At 29.1% G+C, this 22,531-nt stretch carries 19 protein-coding genes; 11 read left to right on the top strand and 8 right to left on the bottom strand.

Annotated features, from left to right (window positions below):
• Nucleotides 1-54 precede the first annotated feature (54 nt).
• Nucleotides 55-687: a DUF1722 domain-containing protein gene (locus CPIN17260_RS04590; RefSeq protein ID WP_157887334.1), complete on the top strand. Its 633-nt coding sequence runs from the start codon at nucleotides 55-57 to the stop codon at nucleotides 685-687.
• Nucleotides 684-2,021: a cryptochrome/photolyase family protein gene (locus tag CPIN17260_RS04595; RefSeq protein ID WP_078440630.1), complete on the top strand. Its 1,338-nt coding sequence runs from the start codon at nucleotides 684-686 to the stop codon at nucleotides 2,019-2,021. The genes CPIN17260_RS04590 and CPIN17260_RS04595 overlap by 4 nt, the downstream gene beginning before the upstream one ends.
• A 614-nt stretch (nucleotides 2,022-2,635) precedes the next feature.
• Here the strand turns inward: CPIN17260_RS04595 and lpxD are convergent.
• From lpxD to CPIN17260_RS04610, 3 genes are read right to left on the bottom strand one after another with little or no spacing between them, the layout of a single operon-like run.
• Nucleotides 2,636-3,586 carry a UDP-3-O-(3-hydroxymyristoyl)glucosamine N-acyltransferase gene (gene lpxD, locus CPIN17260_RS04600; RefSeq protein ID WP_078440631.1) on the bottom strand — a complete coding sequence of 317 codons (951 nt, stop codon included), beginning with the start codon at nucleotides 3,584-3,586 and terminating at the stop codon, nucleotides 2,636-2,638.
• A 1-nt stretch (nucleotide 3,587) separates the two neighbouring features.
• Nucleotides 3,588-4,049: an acetolactate synthase small subunit gene (gene ilvN, locus CPIN17260_RS04605; protein WP_069632078.1), complete on the bottom strand. Its 462-nt coding sequence runs from the start codon at nucleotides 4,047-4,049 to the stop codon at nucleotides 3,588-3,590.
• 8 nt (nucleotides 4,050-4,057) lie between these two features.
• Nucleotides 4,058-5,737 carry an acetolactate synthase large subunit gene (locus tag CPIN17260_RS04610; protein WP_078440632.1) on the bottom strand — a complete coding sequence of 560 codons (1,680 nt, stop codon included), beginning with the start codon at nucleotides 5,735-5,737 and terminating at the stop codon, nucleotides 4,058-4,060.
• 149 nt (nucleotides 5,738-5,886) lie between these two features.
• Between CPIN17260_RS04610 and CPIN17260_RS04615 the strand changes: the two genes are divergently transcribed.
• Nucleotides 5,887-7,722, top strand: a complete 1,836-nt coding sequence (locus CPIN17260_RS04615) for an autotransporter outer membrane beta-barrel domain-containing protein (RefSeq protein WP_078440633.1) — start codon at nucleotides 5,887-5,889, stop codon at nucleotides 7,720-7,722.
• Between the two features lie 124 nt (nucleotides 7,723-7,846).
• Complete coding sequence (locus CPIN17260_RS04620; RefSeq protein WP_099046654.1) at nucleotides 7,847-9,991, top strand: FtsK/SpoIIIE family DNA translocase; 2,145 nt, start codon at nucleotides 7,847-7,849, stop codon at nucleotides 9,989-9,991.
• A gap of 40 nt (nucleotides 9,992-10,031) precedes the next feature.
• Here the strand turns inward: CPIN17260_RS04620 and CPIN17260_RS04625 are convergent, their stop codons facing one another.
• Nucleotides 10,032-10,529 (bottom strand): hypothetical protein, encoded by a 498-nt coding sequence (locus CPIN17260_RS04625; RefSeq protein WP_078415493.1) that lies wholly within the window; start codon nucleotides 10,527-10,529, stop codon nucleotides 10,032-10,034.
• Between the two features lie 81 nt (nucleotides 10,530-10,610).
• Here CPIN17260_RS04625 and CPIN17260_RS04630 point away from each other — a divergent pair, with 81 nt between their 5' ends.
• Entirely contained in the window at nucleotides 10,611-11,477 is an 867-nt protein-coding gene (locus tag CPIN17260_RS04630) for a D-amino-acid transaminase (protein WP_069636715.1), read from the top strand.
• A gap of 35 nt (nucleotides 11,478-11,512) precedes the next feature.
• Here CPIN17260_RS04630 and CPIN17260_RS04635 read toward each other — a convergent pair whose 3' ends face one another.
• Complete coding sequence (locus CPIN17260_RS04635) at nucleotides 11,513-14,065, bottom strand: hypothetical protein (protein ID WP_078440635.1); 2,553 nt, start codon at nucleotides 14,063-14,065, stop codon at nucleotides 11,513-11,515.
• A 170-nt stretch (nucleotides 14,066-14,235) separates the two neighbouring features.
• Here CPIN17260_RS04635 and groES point away from each other — a divergent pair, with 170 nt between their 5' ends.
• From groES to CPIN17260_RS04650, 3 genes are all read left to right on the top strand, one after another.
• Nucleotides 14,236-14,496 carry a co-chaperone GroES gene (groES, locus tag CPIN17260_RS04640; protein WP_069632071.1) on the top strand — a complete coding sequence of 87 codons (261 nt, stop codon included), beginning with the start codon at nucleotides 14,236-14,238 and terminating at the stop codon, nucleotides 14,494-14,496.
• Between the two features lie 14 nt (nucleotides 14,497-14,510).
• Nucleotides 14,511-16,145: a chaperonin GroEL gene (gene groL, locus CPIN17260_RS04645; protein WP_069632070.1), complete on the top strand. Its 1,635-nt coding sequence runs from the start codon at nucleotides 14,511-14,513 to the stop codon at nucleotides 16,143-16,145.
• Nucleotides 16,146-16,320: 175 nt separating this feature from the next.
• Nucleotides 16,321-17,706 (top strand): phosphomannomutase/phosphoglucomutase, encoded by a 1,386-nt coding sequence (locus tag CPIN17260_RS04650; protein ID WP_078440636.1) that lies wholly within the window; start codon nucleotides 16,321-16,323, stop codon nucleotides 17,704-17,706.
• A 17-nt stretch (nucleotides 17,707-17,723) separates the two neighbouring features.
• On the opposite strand, the gene CPIN17260_RS04655 is transcribed toward CPIN17260_RS04650, so the two are convergent.
• From CPIN17260_RS04655 to mqnP, 3 genes are read right to left on the bottom strand one after another with little or no spacing between them, the layout of a single operon-like run.
• Nucleotides 17,724-18,233 (bottom strand): DUF6115 domain-containing protein, encoded by a 510-nt coding sequence (locus CPIN17260_RS04655; protein WP_069632068.1) that lies wholly within the window; start codon nucleotides 18,231-18,233, stop codon nucleotides 17,724-17,726.
• 14 nt (nucleotides 18,234-18,247) lie between these two features.
• On the bottom strand, nucleotides 18,248-18,763 hold the full coding sequence (locus CPIN17260_RS04660) for a hypothetical protein (protein WP_069636712.1): 516 nt from the start codon (nucleotides 18,761-18,763) through the stop codon (nucleotides 18,248-18,250).
• Nucleotides 18,760-19,629 (bottom strand): menaquinone biosynthesis prenyltransferase MqnP, encoded by an 870-nt coding sequence (gene mqnP / locus CPIN17260_RS04665; RefSeq protein WP_078440637.1) that lies wholly within the window; start codon nucleotides 19,627-19,629, stop codon nucleotides 18,760-18,762. Before mqnP ends, CPIN17260_RS04660 begins: the two co-directional genes overlap by 4 nt.
• 102 nt (nucleotides 19,630-19,731) lie before the next feature.
• On the opposite strand from mqnP, the gene miaA reads away from it, so the two are divergent.
• The 3 genes from miaA to CPIN17260_RS04680 all read left to right on the top strand — a co-directional run bounded on the left by miaA (nucleotide 19,732) and on the right by CPIN17260_RS04680 (nucleotide 22,526).
• Nucleotides 19,732-20,610, top strand: a complete 879-nt coding sequence (miaA, locus tag CPIN17260_RS04670; protein ID WP_078440638.1) for a tRNA (adenosine(37)-N6)-dimethylallyltransferase MiaA — start codon at nucleotides 19,732-19,734, stop codon at nucleotides 20,608-20,610.
• Nucleotides 20,611-20,626: 16 nt separating this feature from the next.
• A complete protein-coding gene (locus CPIN17260_RS04675; protein WP_078440639.1) occupies nucleotides 20,627-21,634 on the top strand; it encodes an AI-2E family transporter in 1,008 nt (335 codons plus the stop codon).
• A gap of 88 nt (nucleotides 21,635-21,722) precedes the next feature.
• The gene (locus tag CPIN17260_RS04680) at nucleotides 21,723-22,526 is read left to right on the top strand and encodes a M48 family metallopeptidase (RefSeq protein WP_078440938.1); all 804 of its coding nucleotides are present in this window, start codon (nucleotides 21,723-21,725) and stop codon (nucleotides 22,524-22,526) included.
• The last annotated feature ends 5 nt before the right edge of the window (nucleotides 22,527-22,531 follow it).

Below are 22,531 nucleotides of genomic sequence, written 5' to 3' on the forward strand. Positions count from 1 at the left end.
TTTATCTTAGTTATCTGCTATAATTTTGTAAATTATTCATATAATGGGATAAATATGAGATTAGAAAAAGAACATAATTTAGAAAAAATAAGAATATACATTGAAAAAAATAAAATTAGAATTTTTACTAAAAACACAAAAGAAAAATGCTATGATTTACACGAAAAACAAAATACTAAACATATATGGTTTAAACAATATTTTCTAATGCAAATTTTTGCATATAAAGAAATATTTGAATTTTTACAAACAAAGCCATCGTTTAAAAGCTTGATTGAGTTTCACTCATCATACAAATATTTAATTTATTCAAAATCTCACAAACACTATAAACATCTTGGAAATATTGTAGCTAATCACAACAAAAAGACCTTGGATAAGGTTTTAGATGAGTATAAAATTATATTTTTAGAAGCAATAAGTCTTAAAGAAAGTATTGCAAAGACTTATAATATATTTCTTCACATATATGGATATTTTAAAAACTACATAACAAAAGATGAAAAACAAGAAATATTAAAAATGTTAAATATATTTAAACAAGGTCTTATCTCATTCAAATCAGTATCAGAAGTTTTAGCTTTATATATAAGAAAATTTGACATAAAATATCTAGAAAATCAAAAAATACTAAATCCATACCCTAAAAAATTGGAATTTTATCTATCTAGCAAGGATTTGTATTGAAACAAATTCTTTGGTTTAGAAGAGATCTAAGAGTAAGCGATAATGCTATTTTAGCAAATGCAAACAAAGATGTTTTGCCTATATTTATTTTTGATAAAAATATTTTAGAAAAACTTCCAAATGATGATAAAAGAGTAACTTTTATATATAAATCAGTTCTAAATCTAAAAACAAATCTTAAAAAATTAGGGCTTGATTTGGCTATTTTTTATGATAGTCCCAAAAGAGTTTTTACAAAGTTAAAAAAAGATGGATTTGATGAAATTTTATGTTCTATTGACTTTGATTCATACTCTGTAAATAGAGATAAAGAGATAGAAGAAATACTACCATTAAATAGATATTTAGACTCTTTTATACTTAATCCAAATGAGCATTTAAAAAAAGATCAAACACCATATAAGGTTTTTACACCTTTTTATAAATCTTTAAATCCAATAACTTCTTCAAGCAAAATAAGCACTTATGAATTAAAAAATAAACTTAACAAAATAAATTTTGATTATAGCTTTATACCAAGTCTTGAAACGATGGGCTTTGTAGAGCAAAAACTTCCTGATTTTTTAGAAAAAAATCCTATCGAGTTACTAGATATTTTTAAAGAAAAAATAGAAAAATATGACAAAGCTAGGGATTATTTTTATATGGATGATACATCTAAAATATCGGTTCATTTAAGATTTGGGCTAATTTCACCAAAAGAGGTTTTTAATTATTTAAAATCCGAGCAAAACTTAAACAGCGAATCTTTTATAAGAGAGTTGTTTTGGAGAGAATTTTATAACTATATATTGTTTCATTTTCCAAGCAGTCAAACACAAAACTTTCAAAACATTAATATAAATTGGAGCAATAACGAAGAACATTTTAAAAAATGGTGCAGGGGAGAAACAGGTGTTCCTATAATAGATGCTGCAATGAGACATTTAAACAATACAGGAACAATACATAACAGACTAAGAATGATAACAGCATCTTTTTTAACTAAAAATCTTTTTATAGACTGGAAAAAAGGTGAGGAATATTTCGCTTTAAAACTTTTAGATTATGAGGCTAGCTCAAATATAGGTTCGTGGCAATGGAGTGCTAGCACAGGAACTGATGCTAATCCATATTTTAGAGTTTTTAACCCATACTCTCAATCAAAAAAATTTGATCCAAATGCAATATTTATAAAAAAAGTTATACCTGAATTAAGAGATGTTAATCCAAAACTACTACATATAGAAAATGGTCTTTTAGAAGATATATTTATAAAATATCCTGCGAGCATAGTTGATATAACAAACTCTAGAAGACAAGCGATACAAAATTTCAAAAAAGCTAAAAATTAATCAAATATTTTTTTATTAAATTTAGCAAGAATTATAGCGACAAAAAACAAAGATTACCAACCATAAGAATATATTTTTCTTAAATTAAAAAATAAGTAAAAATATACAATAAAAAGTAAAATACAAGCTATTTTATATATTTTGTATTGAAAACTATAATTTTCAAACTAATATATAAATATCGATTCTATCCTGCTTTTATTATACCAAATATGCTAAAATACGCCATTTTATGACTTTACATTTTGAATGAAATAAATTTATCCATTAAATATTTTGTATTTTTATACAAATAAATTACTTACATATTTTACATAAAATATTTTTATCATTTTTAAAATTTCATATACTCGCTATCATATAAGAAAATATTTTAAATATAAAATATAATTATAAATTATAATAATTTTTTTATATTATGTAATTGAGTTAATTTGTCTAACACTACCCTATTTTGCAAAAAAAACTTCTATATAAAAAATAACATTATTGTGTTTGGTTGTAAAAAAAATAAAAAATAGGGTAAAAAGAATTTTAAATAATGAATGTTTTTTGAAAGGTTAAATTTGTTAGCAAATATTAAATATATAAATTTGCTAACAAACCGGAATAAATTATTGTTTTTTGAAAAATCTTATTATTTTTGCTTGAAGTTTAAAATGCTCGTTCATTTCCATTATAGGATGTCCAGCATATTTTTTATTTGATTCTAAGCTTTTTGTAACACCTCCCCTTGCTGCAATCTGAGCAAAGTCGCCAACTTTTAAATGTCCTGCTGTCCCGCTTTGACCACCCATAACAACATTTCTACCAAGTTTTGTAGATCCAGCCAAACCAACCTGCGAGACTATCAGACAGCCTTGTCCAAGCTCGCAATTATGTCCTATCTGAACTAAATTATCTATTTTTGTAAATTTCTTAACTATCGTTGATTCAAAAACACCTCTATCTATGGTAGTGCAAGCTCCGATTTCAACATTATCCTCAAGAACTACATTTCCATTGTGATAAATTTTTATATGCTCCCCTGTTTTTGTATGTGCATATCCAAAACCATCAGAACCAATAACACAATTAGCATTTAGATGACAATTATTTCCTATTTTACAATCATTATAAACAACAACATTTGGATGTATTATACAGTTATCACCAATAGATACATTGTCTCCCAAAAAAGCTCCGTGCATAATAATGCTATTTTTACCAACACTCACACCTTGTCCGATATATACATTTGGCATTATTTTTGAACTTGGATCAATATGACTCTCTTTTTTTTCTATAAAAAGAGGTTTTGCATAATCCTCACTCAAAATAGCAAAAGCTAAATGTGGATTTTCACAAACAATCACAGACATTGGCTCAGGAACCAAGTCTATAAAATTTTCAGTAACAAGTATAGCTCCAGCATTTGATTTACTTATAAATTGAGAATTTTTTTCACCATCGCAGTAAGTAAGCTCATCTTTATCGGCATTTAACAATGAATTTAAAGCAACTACTTCAAAATCATTACCTCTAAATTCTAATCCAAGTTTATTAGCTATTTGACTTAATTTCATATCAAAAATCCATCAAAACTGATCCGCCACGGACTATATCAACTGGATTGAACTTTTTTATTGCCATTAAAAAATTATCCACCCTGCTCGTATCATCTGTTACCATTACTATAATATGGTTTTCATTAGTATTAGCTACGCTTCCATTATATCCTTTTAATATAGCATCAAGCCCAGCATAATTTTCACTTAAAGGAATTTTTACCAACGCCATCTCCTTTTCTATAAATTTTGAATTTTCTATAACTTTGTATGTAGGAATAAGTTTATGGAGTTGTTTAACAATTTGCTCTAAAACTTTTTCATCTCCACTTGTAATAATACTAAGTCTTGAAAAATTACTATCAGGAACAGGGGCGACAGTTAAACTATCTATGTTATATCCCCTACCCGCAAAAAGTCCAGAAATTCTAGATAATACTCCATGTTCATTTAAAACAATAACCGATATAACTCTTCTCATATTTTTCCTTATTCAAGTATCATATTATAGATCGCGGCACCTGCTGGAACCATAGGTAAAACATTCTCAAAACGATCTATTGCTACATCTATAAAAGATATTTTATCACTATTTAAAGACTCTTTTAATGCTTTTTCAAATTCTTTCTTGTTTGTTACTCTAAAACCTATACCGCCAAAACTCTCAGATAGTTTTACAAAATCAGGCTGTATACTCAAATCTGTGTTTGAATATCTTTCTCCGTAAAAAAAGCTTTGCCATTGTCTTACCATTCCTAAAAAGTTATTGTTTAGTATAATATTTACAACTGGCTTGTTTTCCGCAACTGATGTCATAATCTCTTGTATATTCATCAAAATAGAGCCATCGCCTGTAAAGTTTATAACCGGAGCTTTGTCATTAACTGCACATTTTGCACCTAAAGCCGATGGAAGACCAAATCCCATAGTTCCCTGCCCTCCACTGGTTATAAATTGTCTTGGGTATCTAAAAGGGAAAAATTGAGCGACCCACATTTGATGTTGTCCAACATCTGTTGTAATAACAGCATTTGAAGCAATTTGTGCCGTTTTTTGTATAACCCATTGAGGCTTTAAAACTTCATCACTATCTGTGAATTTTAAAGGTTGTAAAGTTTTATATCTAGTTAAAATCTCATGCCAAGACTTAAATTGATCGTTTGGTATGTTGATTTTGTTAAGCAACTCTTCTACAACGTTTTTAAGATCGCCGACAATTGGAAAATCAGCATTTACTATCTTTGAGATAGAGCTAGGAACTATATCAACATGGATAATTTTCGCATTCTTTCCAAACTCATCAAGCTTTCCAGTAACCCTATCATCAAATCTAGCACCAAAAGCAATAATTAAATCACTTTCACTAAGTGCCATATTTGAAGCGTAGCTTCCGTGCATACCAGGCATTCCTAAATTTAACTCATCACTTGCATCTAAAGTCCCAAGTGCCATAAGGGTTTGAACAGCAGGAATTCCTGTCTTTATAGAAAATTTTCTTATAGCTTTACTAGCTTCTGAGCTAATCGCACCACCGCCTATATAAATCAAAGGTTTATGTGAGCTTTGTATAACTTCAATCGCTTTTTTTATCTGTTTTGGATCTCCTTTGTAAACAGGTTTATAGGTTGGCATATTTATCTCTTTTAGATATTCAAATTTTCCAATGGCTGCGGTTACATCCTTTGGTATATCTATATGCACAGGTCCTTTTCTACCTGTTTTTGCTATATAAAATGCCTCTTTTAGTATCCTAGGAAGTTCACTTATGTCTTTAACTAAATAATTATGCTTAACACAGGGGCGAGAAATTCCAACAGCATCTATTTCTTGAAATGCATCAGTTCCAATGAGAGAGGTTGCAACTTGACCGCTAATAAGCACTAGTGGAATACTGTCAGAATATGCTGTAGCAAGTCCTGTTATGGCGTTTGTAAAACCAGGTCCACTTGTAACAAAAGCGACACCAACTTTACCGGATGCTCTAGCATATCCATCTGCTGCATGAACTGCGGCTTGTTCGTGGCGAGTCAAAATATGCTTAAAATATTTCTGCTTATAAGTTTCATCATATATATTTAATGCTGCACCACCAGGATAACCAAAAACAATCTCAACACCTTCAGCTTTTAAAGCTTCGCTTATCATTTGAGAACCATTTAACTCTCTCATTATAACCCTTTAAAAAATTTGCATTATTATATCTTTATATGTTTTATTTTAAAAGTTTTTCGATAATATTTTTTATTTTATTGTTAAAATTAAGTATAATAGTATAAAAATTACAACAAAAACTATAATTTTACATGTAAAGGGGAAACATGAAAACCAAATTATTAACTTTAACGATAAGCTGTGTTCTAGCTGCTAATTTGTATGCTAATACAGGGGGAGGTATAAATGATATTTTAGACTCTACCCTTATTTTAAAACAAAAGGTAAAAGATGAGCGAGACGAAGTAAAAAAGGCTTTAACTTTGGTGTTCGAGGCTTCAACTAGTGCCAAAAACACAATAGAAGCTTTACAAAAAAGTAATGCAAATCCACAATTACTTTCTTATAAAAATGCTATACAAAATGCAATTACAGCAAATAAAGCCGCTACAGCAACATTTGAAGCAACAGATCCTAGTGATATTGTTGAATTCGCAAACTTTACAGTTCAGTTTGCAGAAATTGCTACCTCGTACACAAATGAGGTTTTAAAAGCAGATAGTAAAATTACTGAAGAAAATAAAACTAATTTAAGAAACAAAATAACTACTGCAAACGAAGCAAACCAAAAAGCAAAAGAACAAAAAGAAGTACTAAATAAAAAAATAAAAAATAGAAAAGAAATAGCAGAAGATATAAAAGAAAAAATAGAAAGCGCAAAAGCTAATGCTAACAAAGAGCAATTAGAAATTTTCAAAAATTTAGAAACTTTTCTAGAGCAATCAAACACAGCCTCAGCTTTAACAGAAAAAGATGACAAAGGCAATGATGGAGTAAAATCACTAGAAAACACATTAAATGATATACAAATCAAACAAGATAGTATAAGTACAGACAAATATCTATCCGGATTAGCAAAAACACCGAATAAGGATAGTAAGATTGTTGATGTTTTTAAATTAGACAGCAAAGAAAGACAAGAAGTAGTTAATAATATAAAAAAATCTACAGAAGATATAGCAAATACAATATCTAAACAAATAAATTTCAATGAAAATATTTCTTTTTCAAATTCATTACTTACACAAAACCGTGTAGTTTTGTTGTCATATCTAAACGATGATGATTTAAAATTAGCAAGGGCAATAAAAAGCATTGAAGGCAATTACTATGCAGATAATACAACAGCGAATTTAATTAAAGATTATCAAGAAAAAACATCTAACTTATGGGCAAATGCTATAAAATCATATTCTAATTTTTCAGACAGCTATCAAAAACAAAATATCATTACACTTGGAATTGATACAAAAATAGATGATTTTATATATGGATTTTATACATCTTATACAAGAGCAAATTTTAATACAAAAGAAACATATTTTAATTCTAAAAACTATAGTTTTGGAACATATCTTAACTATACAAATAGCCAGAATGAACTAAATTTAGATATGTCATTAACAAAATCCAAAAATGAATTGTCAACAATGCTAAATTTCAATGGAGCGAATGTGAACAAAAATGGAAATTTTGATTCAAGCTCTATAAACGCAAACATTGACTATGGTTATGCTTTAAAAGCATATGATAGTTTATATATTAAACCATTTTTGGGATTTTCTTATATCAATACTCAAAATAAAGCTTTTGTTGAAAATGGTTTATTAGCATTTAAATATGGATCACAAACATATTCTACGCTCAGAGCAAAATTAGGAACAGAAATTAGATATTACAACAGCAGAGGATTTTTATATTTAAAACCTAGTATTTCAAAAGAAATTTACAATAAATTTAAAGATATAAAATTAAACTATGCAGGTATAAATGATAATATTTTAATAAAATCTGATGCAAAAAAAAGAGTTAATTTTGAGCTATTAAGTGGAGCGGATATAGACCTTAATGAATCATTTTCATTAAATATTAATTTTGGAACAAAAATTAATAAAAATTTAAAAAATTATATCGGAGGTGCTGGCTTAAGATATAAATTCTAATTATATTTTTTATTTATAATTATTATTTGTATTATAATTTTTTTATTCCTTGCGTGATATAATATAAAGTATAAATTCAAAAAAAGGATATATTATTTTACGTCAAGGATTTTTTATTTTATCTATATGTTTTTTAGTTTATTTTGGTCTTTCCACGTTTTTTCCAACAGCTGATTTTGTGGGTATAGTTGGTAAAAATTTAGGAAAATGGAACTTAAAGCTTTTTGGTTTAGTATCTTACATTTATCCATTTATATTAATTTGTATAGTTAGTTTTAAATTTTATAAAATCAAAAAAATAGACATCGAGTTTTTGGAATTTACTTTTGGATTAATATTATTCTTTTTTGCTATATTAATGTTTCAAGCTATGGGATTTAACGGCACAAACTCAGGTCTTATTGGAAGTGCTATAAACGACACACTAAGAAGCTTTATAGGAAAAATAGGCTCTTTTATAATTACCATTGGTATATTTATAATGTCTTTGGCTCTTATTTTTAGAGATAATATAATAGTCCTTATTAAAAAATCTTTTATAGATCCTACAAAAAATGTATTTAAAAATCAAAAATATCACAAAGAGATAGAATACAAAGAAAATAATAAGCCTAAATCAAAAACAAAAGATGATATTATAGATACTCAAATAATACAAGATGATGATATAGTTGAAACAGAAAATATAGTAGAAGAAGAAATACAAGAAGACAAAACAAATACAAATCAAGAAAAGACAGAAAAAGAGATACAAAAAACTCAAAAACAAGATACAAAAAACTCAAAAGTTGAGATACTTAACGAAGTTGTTGAAAATAAAAAATTACTAGATGAACTTGAAAAAGGAAAGATAGAAAAGCCAAAAGATTTTACATTACCGTCTTTGAAATTTCTAGCTGATCCACCAAAAAGATCAAGTGGTGTAAACGAAGCTGAAATAGATCAAAAAATTTCTGATTTATTAGATAAACTTCATAAGTTTAAGATAGACGGAGATGTCGTTAGAACTTATACAGGACCTATAGTAACCACATTTGAGTTTAAGCCAGCTCCTCATATCAAAGTAAGTAAAATTTTAACACTGCAAGATGATTTAGCCATGGCCTTAAAAGCTCAAACTATCAGGATACAAGCACCTGTGCCAGGAAAAGATGTAGTTGGTATAGAAGTTCCGAATAAAAATACAGAAACAATATATCTAAAAGAGATTTTAGATAGCGAAATTTACAAAAATGCAAGCTCACCTTTAACTATGGCTTTAGGAAAAGATATAGTAGGTGCTCCTTTTATAACAGACCTTAAAAAACTTCCTCATCTACTTATAGCAGGAACCACAGGAAGCGGAAAAAGTGTTGGTATAAATGCTATGCTTTTAAGTCTACTTTACAGAAATAGTCCACAAACATTAAGACTTATGATGATAGATCCAAAAATGCTTGAGTTTAGTATATATAATGATATTCCACATTTATTAACACCTGTTATAACACAAGCAAAACAGGCTATAACAGCACTTTCAAATATGGTCGCAGAAATGGAAAGAAGATATACAGTAATGAGCCATACACGCACCAAAAATATTGAAAGCTATAACGAAAAGATGAAAAAAGAAGGCGGAGAGCAATTTCCATATATCGTTGTTATTATAGATGAATTGGCGGACTTGATGATGACAAGCGGTAAAGATGTAGAGCTTTATATAGGTCGTTTGGCTCAGATGGCGAGAGCTAGTGGCATACACCTTATAGTGGCAACACAAAGACCTAGTGTTGATGTTGTAACAGGTCTTATAAAGGCAAACTTACCAAGTCGTATAAGCTATAGAGTTGGTCAAAAAATAGATAGTAAAGTTATTATTGATCAAATGGGAGCAGAAAGCTTGCTTGGGCGTGGGGATATGCTATTTACTCCTCCTGGAAGTCCTGGTATCATTCGTCTTCATGCACCTTTTACAAGCGAAAAAGAGATAGAAACTATTGTAGAGTTTTTAAAATCTCAACAAAGTGTTATGTACGATGAAAGATTTTTACAAGAAAGTGGTTCTAGTTCTAGTGATAATCAAGCTAATGATGGTGTTATAGCAGGCGAACTTGATCCACTTTTTGAATCAGCAAAAGAGATAATTTTAACAGAACAAAAAACATCTATAAGTTACCTTCAAAGAAGACTTGGTGTTGGATATAATAGATCAGCAAATATAATAGAACAAATGGAAAAAATGGGTATTTTAAGCGGAGTAAATTCTAAAGGACAAAGGGAAATTTTATAAAGTAGTAGCTAATAGCCTTGAAATTTGCTATTAGCTTTTTTTATTTTTCAGTGGTAATCAGTCTTTCTAAAATATATTGTTCAAGCTCTTTTTTTGAAATATCATTTTTTATAGCTTCTTGATAAATAAAATCTACTTTGTCTGAGTATTTTTCATAAGAAAAATATGGAAAATGAACATTCCAAGCCTTTTTTATAAGCTCTATATTTATCTCTTTCCTAGCCCAAATTTTAAACACATCAAACCCTATAAATATTATAGCTGTAACAATAGCTGTTCCTATTATAGAGATGTGAGAATCAAGCTTAGCTAAAGAATGATGTGTCACGAGCAATATAGGAAGAAAAATAACAGCACATAAAATCCCATAAACTTGATATGTTTTTAAGTGATTAAATCTAAAATTTAGTCTAGAATCATCTATCAGCATATTATCTTTATAAAGGCTATTTGCTTCAAGTAAATCGCGAAGCAAAATAGGTTTTTTTGAGACTATAAAAATTTTGTCTAATATCTTTTCTTTTAAATTTTGTTTCATTTTTATCAACTTACTTTTTTTATTTATTTTTTGAGATTATATCAAAAAATTTGATAAAATTACTAAAAAAAGGAATTAACAATGGGTAACTTACCAGAAAAAATAGTATTTATAAATGGTGAATATAAAAACTCAGATGAAGCAAAAGTTAGTGTTTTTGATAGGGGTTTTATATTTGGAGATGGAATATATGAAGTTGTGCCGGTAATAAATTTTCACCTAGTTGACAAAGATGATTTTTGGGAAAGATTTAATAAAAGTCTTGGAGAGATAAATATAAAATTACCATACACAAAAGAAGAATTTGAAGAAATATTAACAAATATAATAGAAAAAAACAGCCTTAATGAAGGCGGTATTTATATGCAAATAACAAGGGGCGTAGCTCCTAGAAGTTTTGAGTTTATCAAAGATTTACAACCAACTGTATTTGTATTTTGTTATAAAACTAATATAATAAATCATGAATATGCAAAAACAGGTATAACGCTTGCGAGTGTTGATGATATAAGATGGAAAAGAAGAGATATAAAGTCTATCTCATTACTTGCACAATGCTATGCAAAAAATAGAGCCGTTCAAAATGGAGCATTTGAAGGCATAATGGTAGAAAACGGGTTTGTTAGTGAGGGTTGTAGTTCAAGCGTATTTATAATCAAAAACGACAAATTAATAACAAAAGCCTTATCAAATGCAATACTTCCGGGCATAAGAAGAAAAGTTTTGCTTGAGCTTGCTAAAAAAATTGGACTTAAGATAGAGCTTAGAAATTTTACACTTGATGAAGTATATGAAGCCGATGAAGTTTTTATATCCGCTGCTACATTAATACTACTTCCAGCCATAAAAGTTGATAACATAGAGATAAACAATTCAAAAATAGGAGAATATTCTAAAAAATTAAGAGAGTTATACGCTAAAAAACTAATCAATGAAGCAGATAAATAAAATAAGATGAGAAAAATCTCATCTTATTATTTTAATTAAAATAGTCCTTTAAGAAGACCTTTTACAACATCCTTTGTTCCACCATCTTTACCATCATTACCTAGGTTTTTATCAATTAGTTTATCAAGACCTTTTAAGGCTTTTTCTTTTAGATAATCAGAGCTAATTGAGTATTTAGGCTGTTTGCTAGTGCCTTTAATGTCTATTTTGGCATCTGTTTTTTCATATCTAAACTCAACAGGTATATCTATAGCATCTGTCAATGTGTTTAGCTTAGCATCTTTTGATTTTATACTGCTTCTTTGAGCTTCTAAATCCATATCAAAATTTACCAAGCCTTTGTTTATAGTGCCTTTTACATATCCGTCTTTATAAACTTCTGTTGTTATATCTCTAGCTGTAAATGTCTTTAAGGTATTTGTAAAGTTATTGGCTACCAACCTACCCTCATTTATATTTAGGTTGAAATTACCTTTTTGAGATAAAACATTATAATCAAACTTAGCGTCACCTACTCCATTATAAAAATTATCCATGCCAAGCATATCAGTAAGACCTTTAAATGCAAACTTATTTAAAGTAGCATTTAACAAATTATCTTTAAACTTAGCATCTAATTTTCCATCAAATATATCAGATGTTGCTGTTATATCCATCTGATTGTTTTTCATTTTAGCATTAACTAAAACATCAACAGCACCAAATAGCTCTTTTTCTGTTAAAAATTTAAGATTTCTTAAATCAGCTATATTGATTTTTAAGTTTGAATCCAATGTATTATTATTTATATCAAAATTTCCATTTATCTCTTTTGCATTTACAAAATCACTAAGTACATTTGCATTAAATTTAGCTATACTTTTTGATATATCTACATTTGCTTTTGCACTAAATTTGGCATTTGCTGGGAATTTTTTCTCTAAAAACTCACTCATATTTTTTTGCATAAAGCTACCATTTTCAGCCGTAAAGATAACACTACCATTTAAATTTTTAACATCTATAGAATCAAGTTTTGCTTCTAAATTTAATGTCGCATCAGCTAAAGGCTTCATGCCAGCAAATGAAAATAAATCCCTAAGAGCAAGTTTTGTAAGTTTAGCATCAACCTTGCCATCTTTAAGTCCAGCATTGATATCTCCGCCGATAGCTTTTCCATTTACATTAAGCTCACTTAAAGCCATATTTTTTAATTTTATATTTCCGTTAAGATTTACATTACCGCTAAGGTTGACACCAACTATCTTTTCAAATTTAGCCAAATCAGAGACTTCAAGATTAAAAATACTATCCATATTGCCTTTATCTATTGCAAAAACACCTTTTACATTTTTTAAACTTAAAAGGTCGCTAAATAAGTTTGTATCAAAATTTACAATAGAATCTTTTATATCAGCTTTTGATTCAAGGCTGAAATCAACACCATTTTTGATATCAAAACCACTCATTTGTTTTAACTCAACAGGATGTAATTTTCCATCTTTTGTATTTAACCCTAAATTACCGCTTATATTCTTTACATCATTTATATTATTTATAACCGCATTTCCATTTATAGTAGCACTAGCAAAAGCTGGCTGTGAAGCAAGTTTTAATAGCTCATTAAGTTTTATTTGATTTATTGTAGCTTTTACTTTATTATCTTTTAAATTTGCTATGATATTTCCACCAAAGCCATTTATCTTTGTATTTAGTGTTTCTAGCTTATCATTGTCTAAAATCAAATTACCATCAGCACTTAAGCTACCATTTAATTTTTGCTTTATTATAGGCTCAAGGTTAGCAAGATCATCTACGTTAAAACCAAAATCGCTACTTAATTTTAGATTTTTCAAATTATAATGTGTATTTTTGGTATCAGCTGTCGCAACAGGGGTTATAAATATACTTTTAAGATTTACATCATCATTTTTAATCTCAGCATTAAAAGCACCTTTGAAATAAAAATTCTTAGGCAATGTGATGTTAAAATCTTTTAAAACGGTGCCATTGTTTACAATACCATCATAAATTTCTATCTTGGCATCACCATCTCTATTTCCATTTTCATCTTTAATATCAGCTATTAAATCAACATATCCTTTTGCATATTCTGGCTGCTTTGCTAGCACCAAAGCCTCAGCTATATTAAGTTTTCTAGCATCTACTTTTGCAGTAAAAGGTTTAAGATCCTTTATATTTGTTAAAAAACTTAAATTTGAACCAAGCAAATCACCAGCACCATTTACATCAAAGTCCTTAACAGCACCTTTGGCTTTTCCTTTTAATGATATCGGCTTTTGTAAATTTATATTCGCACTTTTTAAATTACTCGCTAAAATAGCATAGTCTATATCAAATTTTTGAGAAAATATAGATAAACTACCGTGAGCATTAAAATTAATCTCATCATTTACATTAGCTTTAATATCCAAGCTACTCATATCAAGACTAAATTTAGCAAATTTAACCTCAAAACCACTTTTTTCTTTTATAACTTTTTCAAGATAATTAGAAACTATTCCGTTACCAAACCCAGTAAAAGCTATAGTATAAACACCTAAAAATAGCAGAAGTAATACTCCTACAACATAAGCTAAAATTTTCATTTTACTCCTTTCATTTAATGTATTAACATCATTAAAGTTTAGTCTAGTAGACTAAATATATTTAATAAATTATCGTTAAATATTGACTTTAACGAAAAAAAATGATAATATTTCATCACTCAAAAATAAAGAGTGCTAAAAATTAAAAAATAAACCAAAAAGGATGAATTATGAATTTTCAACCATTAGGAAAACGCGTTCTAGTTGAGCGTGTGGAAGAAACAAAAACCACAGCTTCTGGTATTATTATACCTGATAATGCAAAAGAAAAACCTTTAAATGGAAAAGTTTTGGCAATAGGTAATGAAATTGAAAATATAAAGGTTGAGGATAATATCGTATTTGCTAAATATAGTGGTACTGAAATAACTCTTGACGGTAAAACATATTTAGTATTAAACCTTGATGATGTTTTAGGAATAATTAAATAATAAAGGAAAATAAAATGGCAAAAGAAATTTTTTACTCAGATGATGCAAGAAACAGACTTTACGAAGGTGTTAAAAAATTAAATGACGCTGTAAAAGTTACAATGGGACCAAGAGGAAGAAATGTTTTGATACAAAAAAGTTTTGGTGCACCAACAATAACAAAAGATGGCGTTAGTGTTGCAAAAGAAGTTGAATTAAAAGATAGCATTGAAAACATGGGTGCTAATCTAGTTCGTGAAGTAGCTAGTAAGACAAATGACCAAGCTGGAGATGGAACTACAACTGCGACTGTTTTAGCACATGCTATTTTCAAAGAAGGTTTAAGAAACGTTACAGCTGGAGCAAATCCAATCGAAGTAAAACGTGGTATGGATAAAGAAGTAGCGGCTTTGGTCGAAGAGCTTAAAAAAATATCAAAAACAGTAACCGGAAGCAAAGAGATAGCTCAAATAGCAACTATTTCTGCAAATTCAGATGAAAGCATAGGAAAACTTATAGCTGATGCTATGGAAAAAGTTGGAAAAGATGGTGTTATAACAGTTGAAGAAGCAAAATCAATCCAAGATGAACTAAATGTAGTTGAAGGTATGCAATTTGACCGTGGTTATTTAAGCCCTTATTTTATAAATAACACAGAAAAAATGCAAGTTGAATTAAGCAGTCCTTATATCTTACTTTTTGATAAAAAAATAACAAATTTAAAAGACTTATTACCAATACTTGAACAAATTCAAAAAACAGGTAAGCCACTTTTAATAATAGCTGAAGATATAGAAGGTGAAGCACTAGCAACTTTAGTTGTAAATAAACTTCGTGGTGTTTTAAATATATCAGCTGTTAAAGCTCCTGGTTTTGGAGATAGAAGAAAGGCTATGCTTGAAGATATAGCTATACTTACAGGTGGTGAAGTTGTTAGCGAAGAACTTGGTAGAACATTAGAAAGTGCTACATTAAACGATCTTGGTCAAGCTTCTAGTGTTATCATAGATAAAGACAACACAACTATCGTAAATGGTGATGGAGACAAAGCAAATATAGATGCTCGTATCAACCAAATCAAAGCTCAAATAGCAGAAACTACAAGTGATTATGATAAAGAAAAATTACAAGAACGTTTAGCAAAACTAAGCGGTGGTGTTGCTGTTATTAAAGTTGGTGCAGCAACTGAAACAGAAATGAAAGAGAAAAAAGACCGTGTAGATGATGCTTTAAGTGCTACTCGTGCAGCTGTAGAAGAAGGTATAGTAGTAGGTGGTGGTTCAGCTTTAATACTTGCATCTAAGAAGGTAAAACTAGACCTTAGCGGTGATGAAGCAATAGGTGCTGAAATAGTAAGAAGAGCTCTTCGTGCACCACTTAAACAAATAGCAGAAAATGCTGGTTTTGATGCTGGTGTTGTTGTAAATGGTGTAGAGACTAGCCAAAAAGACAATTACGGATTTAATGCTGTAACTGGTGAATATGTTGATATGTTTGAAGCTGGTATTATAGACCCTGTTAAGGTTGAGAGAGTTGCTCTTCAAAATGCAGTTTCAGTAGCTAGCTTACTTCTTACAACAGAAGCAACAATAAGCGAAATCAAAGAAGACAAACCAATGCCAGCAATGCCTGATATGGGCGGAATGGGTGGCATGGGCGGAATGATGTAATTAAAACATCAAAACCAAAAAAACACTCTTTAAAACCAAGATAAGCTTTGCTTGTCTTGGTTTATTAATTTTATACACTCACACAATTTACACAACTTTGCTTTTTAAATATTAATTCTAATTTTAAACACATTATAGTAATATTGCATCCGAAATAATTTTAAATAGGATTTTTATGAATTTAGAAAATATTTTTAGAGAATATGACATAAGAGGCATTTACGAAAAAGATTTAAACGAAACAAGTGTAAAGGCTATAGGCTATGCGCTTGGTATAAAAATGAAAAAATTAGGTGTAAAAAACCTTAGTATAGGATATGATGCTAGACTTAGTGCTGATAATTTATTTAAGTTTTTATTAAGCGGTATAAATAAGGCTGGTGGAATTGAAGTTTTTGATATAGGATTAGCCCCTACTCCGGTTGGGTATTTTAGTGTTTATGCTGATTTTTTTGATGCGAACATAATGATAACAGGCTCTCATAATCCAAAAGATTACAATGGTTTTAAAATAACAATAAAAAAAGATAGTTATTTTGGAAAAGATTTGCAAATTTTAAAGCAAGATGTCTTAGAAATAATCGAAAATAAAGAGATTATAGAAGATAATTTTAACTCTAAAAAATTTGATATCTTAACACACTATATAGATTTTTTTATAAAAGAGTTTTCTCACTTAAAAGATTTTAATCTTGCATTTTTAGCAGATTGCGGAAACGGAGCTATTGGTGTTACACTAGAACCTATACTAAAAGCACTAAATTTAAATGCAAAAATTTTATATCCAAATCCAGATGGAAATTTTCCAAATCACCACCCAGACCCAAGTGAAAAAGAAAATATAAAAGAACTTTTAAGCATGATAGAAAACAAACAATACAATCTTGGATTTGCATTTGATGGAGATGGCGATAGAATAGCTGTTATAACAGATAAGCACAATATCAAAGGTGATGAGTTAGCCTATCTTTATACATTAAATATGAAAAATCCAAGAGTCTTAGGAGAGGTAAAATGCTCTCAAAGTATGTATGATGAGATCTCAAAAATAGGCGAGGTATTTATGGGAAAAACAGGTCATAGCAATATCAAAAAAATGATGAAAGAGCTAAATATAGACCTTGCAGCTGAAGTTAGTGGACATATATTTTTCAAAGAGAGATATTTTGGATTTGATGATGCGTTGTATGCTATGATGAGAGTTATAGAGCTTTTACAAAAGGGGTTTGATTTAGACAAAGAACTAAACAAACTCCCTACTCTTTTTAGCACCGATGAACTTAAAATAAAGGTAGATGAAGAGAGTAAATTTAAGATAGTTGAAAGTTTTAAAGATAGTATAAAAAGCAATCAAACAAATCTACCAAAAATAGAGAGCATAATAGAAATAGACGGAATAAGAATAAAATTTAAAGATGGATGGGCATTAGTAAGAGCTTCTAATACAACACCTATAATCGTAACTAGATTTGAAGCGACAAATGAAAATTTCTTAAAAGAGATACAAACAAAAACAAATGAATTATTAAAAAATATTATAGAGCATAAACAACTACCATAAAGTAGTTGTTTATGGTGTCAAACAAGGCTATGCATTTTTAAAACAAACTCTACCCTGCCAACACCTATTTTCAGATCTTTTGCGATGTTTTCAACACTTTTACCTTCATTAAACAATTTAACAATAACATCCTCATCGCTTTGTATATCAGGAGATGTTATTTTAGTAAAATCTCTTGTTTTCTCTTCTAAGCTATAAATTCTGCTTTGTTGTTCATTTTGAAACTCATCGATCGTGCTTTCTATATTTTTTAATGAGTTAAAAATTGGCATTATCTTATCATTTAAACTGAGTTCTATCTTGCTATCAAGGCTATTTTGCAAAGCACCAAGATCAACTATTTCGCCATCTTTTACACTAGAAAGTGTAGAAATTTGTTTTTTTAGATTAAAATTTTCTTGTATAACACCTTCCAAAGCTTTTTCATATCTTGCAAATTTTTTATTTGCTTCTAAATCTTTTAGTATTATAAGTCCTAGCATAACTATCAAAATAACACCAAAAATAATAAACAATATATACTCCACAAAATCCCCTTTTTTTATTCTCTTAATTGTCTTATCATAACACGCTCTCTTGCTGTTACATAAGCATTCCAACTCTCCTCGTCATCCAAATGCATATTTACAATATGAGCTGTTTTTTCATCTATTGATTTAAAATAAATTGCTATAGTTCTTTTTGGAAAAACAGGCATTGCAATCCTTGCATAATAAAACTCATCTTTTATAAATTTGTCATTTTCTATACAAAAATACTCAAAGCCTATACCAGATATTTTATCATTATCGTTTAGTTTTAAAAACTCTCTACTCTCTTGCTTTATACTAGCACTTAACTCATCAAATTTACGGTGAAGTTCAACAAGTAAAGTAAGCAAAACTTGATCACTTTCTTTTGTTTCACCTCTCGCTTTTGCTCTTTTCAACCAAGCTCCGAGCTGATCTTCTTCATTGTTTGTAATGGATGTAAATTCCTTAAAAAATCTCTCGTTTTTATATTTATCAAGCTCAAAATCTATCATTAAATCAGCAGGAATAAGCCTTATCTCACTCATATTAAACTCACAAAAATAAACACAAAAAACATGATCCCAAGATAACCATTTAAAGTAAAAAATGCCCTATCTATCTTTGAAAAATCACGCCTTACTATTTGATGTTCTTTTAAAAGGACAAATGCACTAGCTATAACACCTAAAAACGCAATAGATCCAAGCCCTGCACTCCAACAAAAAAGCAACCAAAATATAATTGTTATAGAGTGAAAAAGTGCTGAGATAAACATAGTAGCTTTTTCGCCATATATAGACGGTATGCTAAAAAGTCCATTTTGCTTATCAAACTCTATATCTTGAAGCGAATACAAAAGATCAAATCCAGCAACCCAAAAGCTAACACCAAGACATAAAAGAACACTCCAAAGAGTTATCTCGTTCATAATAGCAACAACACCAGCAATCGGTGCAAGTCCCAAACTAACACCCAATACCAAATGTGCCAATTCGCTAAATCTTTTAAACAAAGAATATCCACCAAGTATAGTTAAAATAGGAATGCTTAATTTAAATGCAAGATCGTTTATAAGATAGGCACACACTATAAACAAAACAGCATTTGCAATTATAAAAACCATAAGGTTGTTTTTACCTATCCTGCCATCAACACTTGGTCTATTTGCCGTTCGCGGATTTTGTTTGTCTATATCTTTGTCTGCATAGCGATTAAATGCCATTGCAAAGTTTCTAGCACTAACAGCACATAAAACACCCAAAATAAATAATTTAAACCCAAAATTTATAGTTCCATTTATCTGTTTTGAAGCAACTATCATTGATATAAAAATAAAAGGCAATGAAAAAACTGAGTGCTTAAAAACTATCAAATCACTTATATCTTGTAACGTTTTTATAAATTTACCCATTAAACTCTCTTTAAATACAAATTTATGATTTTGATTTTACAATCTTTTGCTTTAAATTTAAATTTATATTGCTATAATTTTTAAAATTTATTAAGGAAGTATATGTTTAAACAAATATGTATCATAGGCACTACCGCTAGTGGAAAGACAGACCTTGCTATGCAAGTTGCAACAAAATTTGATTGTGTTATACTAAGTCTTGACTCACTTTGTATTTACAAACTCATAGATATAGCAAGTGCAAAGCCGACAAAACAAGAGCTTGAACTAGTAAAACATTTTGGTATAAACGAGATATTTCCAAACGAACATTTTAGCGCTGGAAAGTTTTTTGAAATTTACAAAAAAGCTAAGGATTTTTGCATAAAAGAACAAAAACCACTACTTATAACTGGCGGAAGTGGATTTTATCTAAAATCAATGTTAGATGGCCTAAGCCCAGATGTGCCAAAATGTGATATTGAAATTTCAAAAGAAGAGATATATAAACTTGCTCAAAATATAGATAATGAATTTGTTCAAAAATTTAGCAAAAATGACTCATATAGACTTGAAAAATGGTATCAAATTTATAAATTTAGTAATGATATACCAACAAAATGGTTAAAAGAAAACACAACAAAACCAATAATAAAAGATATAGATATATTTGAGATATTTTGGGAAAGAGAAGATATAAGACAAAGAATCAAAATAAGAACAAAAAAGATGATAGAAAATGGCCTGATAGATGAGGCGAAATTTCTATTTGATAAATTTGATAGCGATTTAAAACCGCTAAAATCAATAGGTCTTAAAGAGTGCAATTTGTATTTAAAAAACGAAATTAACATTGAAGAATTAGAAAATTTAATTTTCATTCATACATCACAACTCGCAAAAAGACAAAAGACTTTTAATCGCTCATCTTTTTTAAACAGAATAAGTGGTGATTTTGATTTTATAAAATATAAAGTTTGTGAAAAACTAAGTAATAATTAATTTAAAAAGGTAAAAGTTGAAAAATAATTTAATTGTAGTTTATATAGCTAGTTTTGTTATAGTAGCGGCTGGATTAAAAGCTGCTAGCACGATAGTTCTGCCGTTTTTGATAGCTGCTTTTATAGCCATCATAGTATCCCCGCTCATAGATAAGCTAGAAAGTCTTAAAATACCAAAAATATTAGCATTTTTGATTGTTGTTTTTCTTATATTTTCATCGCTTGGTTTTATGGGTAATACCGTCATAAAGACTATAAACGGACTTTTAGGAAACATAACAGAACTGCAAACAAAATTCAAAGTATTTACAGATAGCATGGCTAAAATTGCGTATGAATATGGATTTGATATAAAAAGCTTTTTAAGTGGGGATTTTGACCCAAATAAAATATTTGCAACATTTTCTGGATTTTTAAGAGAGAGTACTCAAATTGTATCAAAGGCATTTTTTATATTTTTACTTATTACTTTTATGCTTTTTGAAAAGAGTGTATTTGAACAAAAAGTTGCATATTTTGCAAGAAAAAATATCCAAGCCCAAACAACAGTAGATACATTTATATCAAACCTAAAAAGATATCTTGAGATTAAATTCCTAGCATCATTTGCAACAGGTGTTGTTGTATTTGCAGGACTTGAACTGCTTGGAGTAATGTATGCTCCACTTTGGTCTATTTTAGCATTTATCTTAAATTTCATACCAACAATAGGTTCTATAGTAGCTGCTTTACCAGCTATTTTAGTAGCAATGCTTATAAATAACTCAACAACTGCTTTTTGGGTGTTTTTATTGTTTCTATTTACAAATATAGCGATTGGAAATTTTATAGAACCGAAATTTTTAGGAAAAGGGCTTGGCATAAGCACTCTTGTTGTTTTACTAAGCCTTTTGTTCTGGGGATTTTTATTTGGAATCGGCGGAATGTTTTTAGCAATCCCACTTACGATGAGTCTTAAAATAGCTTTAGATTCAAATCCAAATACAAAATTTATAGCAATTTTATTAAGTGATAAAGTAGAATGATAAAAAATTAATATAATTAAAACAAATAATTACGTAAGTTTTTGATATAATTTTGATTATATTTTATATTATTTAGGTGTTTATTATGATGAAAAAGTATTTATTGTCGTTAATTTTTATTGGGGTTATGATCGTTGGTTGTTATACAAGCACAACAAATGGTGGCTTGGTCGGAGAAAACTCAAAACAGCTACTCCTTATATCTTCTGAACAAATGGATCAGAGTGCAAATCAAGCATACATACAAACACTAAGCGATGCAAAAACAAAAAATTCATTAAATACTGATATTATATTAACAAAACGTGTAAAAGTTATAGCTGATAGACTTATAAAACAAGTTGGAACATTTAGAAAAGATGCTCTAAATTGGAATTGGCAGGTTAACGTAATAGATCAAGATATACTAAATGCTTGGTGTATGCCAGGTGGCAAGATAGCTGTTTATAGCGGTCTTATAAAAAGACTCAATCTAACAGATGCTCAATTAGCCGCTGTTTTAGGACATGAGATAGCTCACGCACTAAGAGAACACAGTAGAGAGCAAGCAAGTAATGACAAGATAAAAAATCTAGGAATTTTTGCCATCACAAAAGTTGCTGGTCTTGACTCATCAGCAACTAATTTAATGGAATTAGCAACAAGATATACAATAATGCTTCCTTTTTCAAGAGCACACGAAACACAAGCTGATCATATAGGGACAGAACTTATGGCACGAGCTGGATACGATCCCCAAGAAGCTGTTAGAGTATGGGTAAAAATGAGTAAGTTTTCAAAACAAAGCACACCTGAAATTTTAAGCACTCACCCATCAAATGCTAGCAGAATAGCTGATTTGAAAAATATAGCAAATAAGGTAATGCCACTTTATTTAGCAACAAAAAATTAATTTAA

The sequence above is a fragment of the Campylobacter pinnipediorum subsp. pinnipediorum genome (genome assembly GCF_002021925.1).
Classification (GTDB): domain Bacteria; phylum Campylobacterota; class Campylobacteria; order Campylobacterales; family Campylobacteraceae; genus Campylobacter_A; species Campylobacter_A pinnipediorum.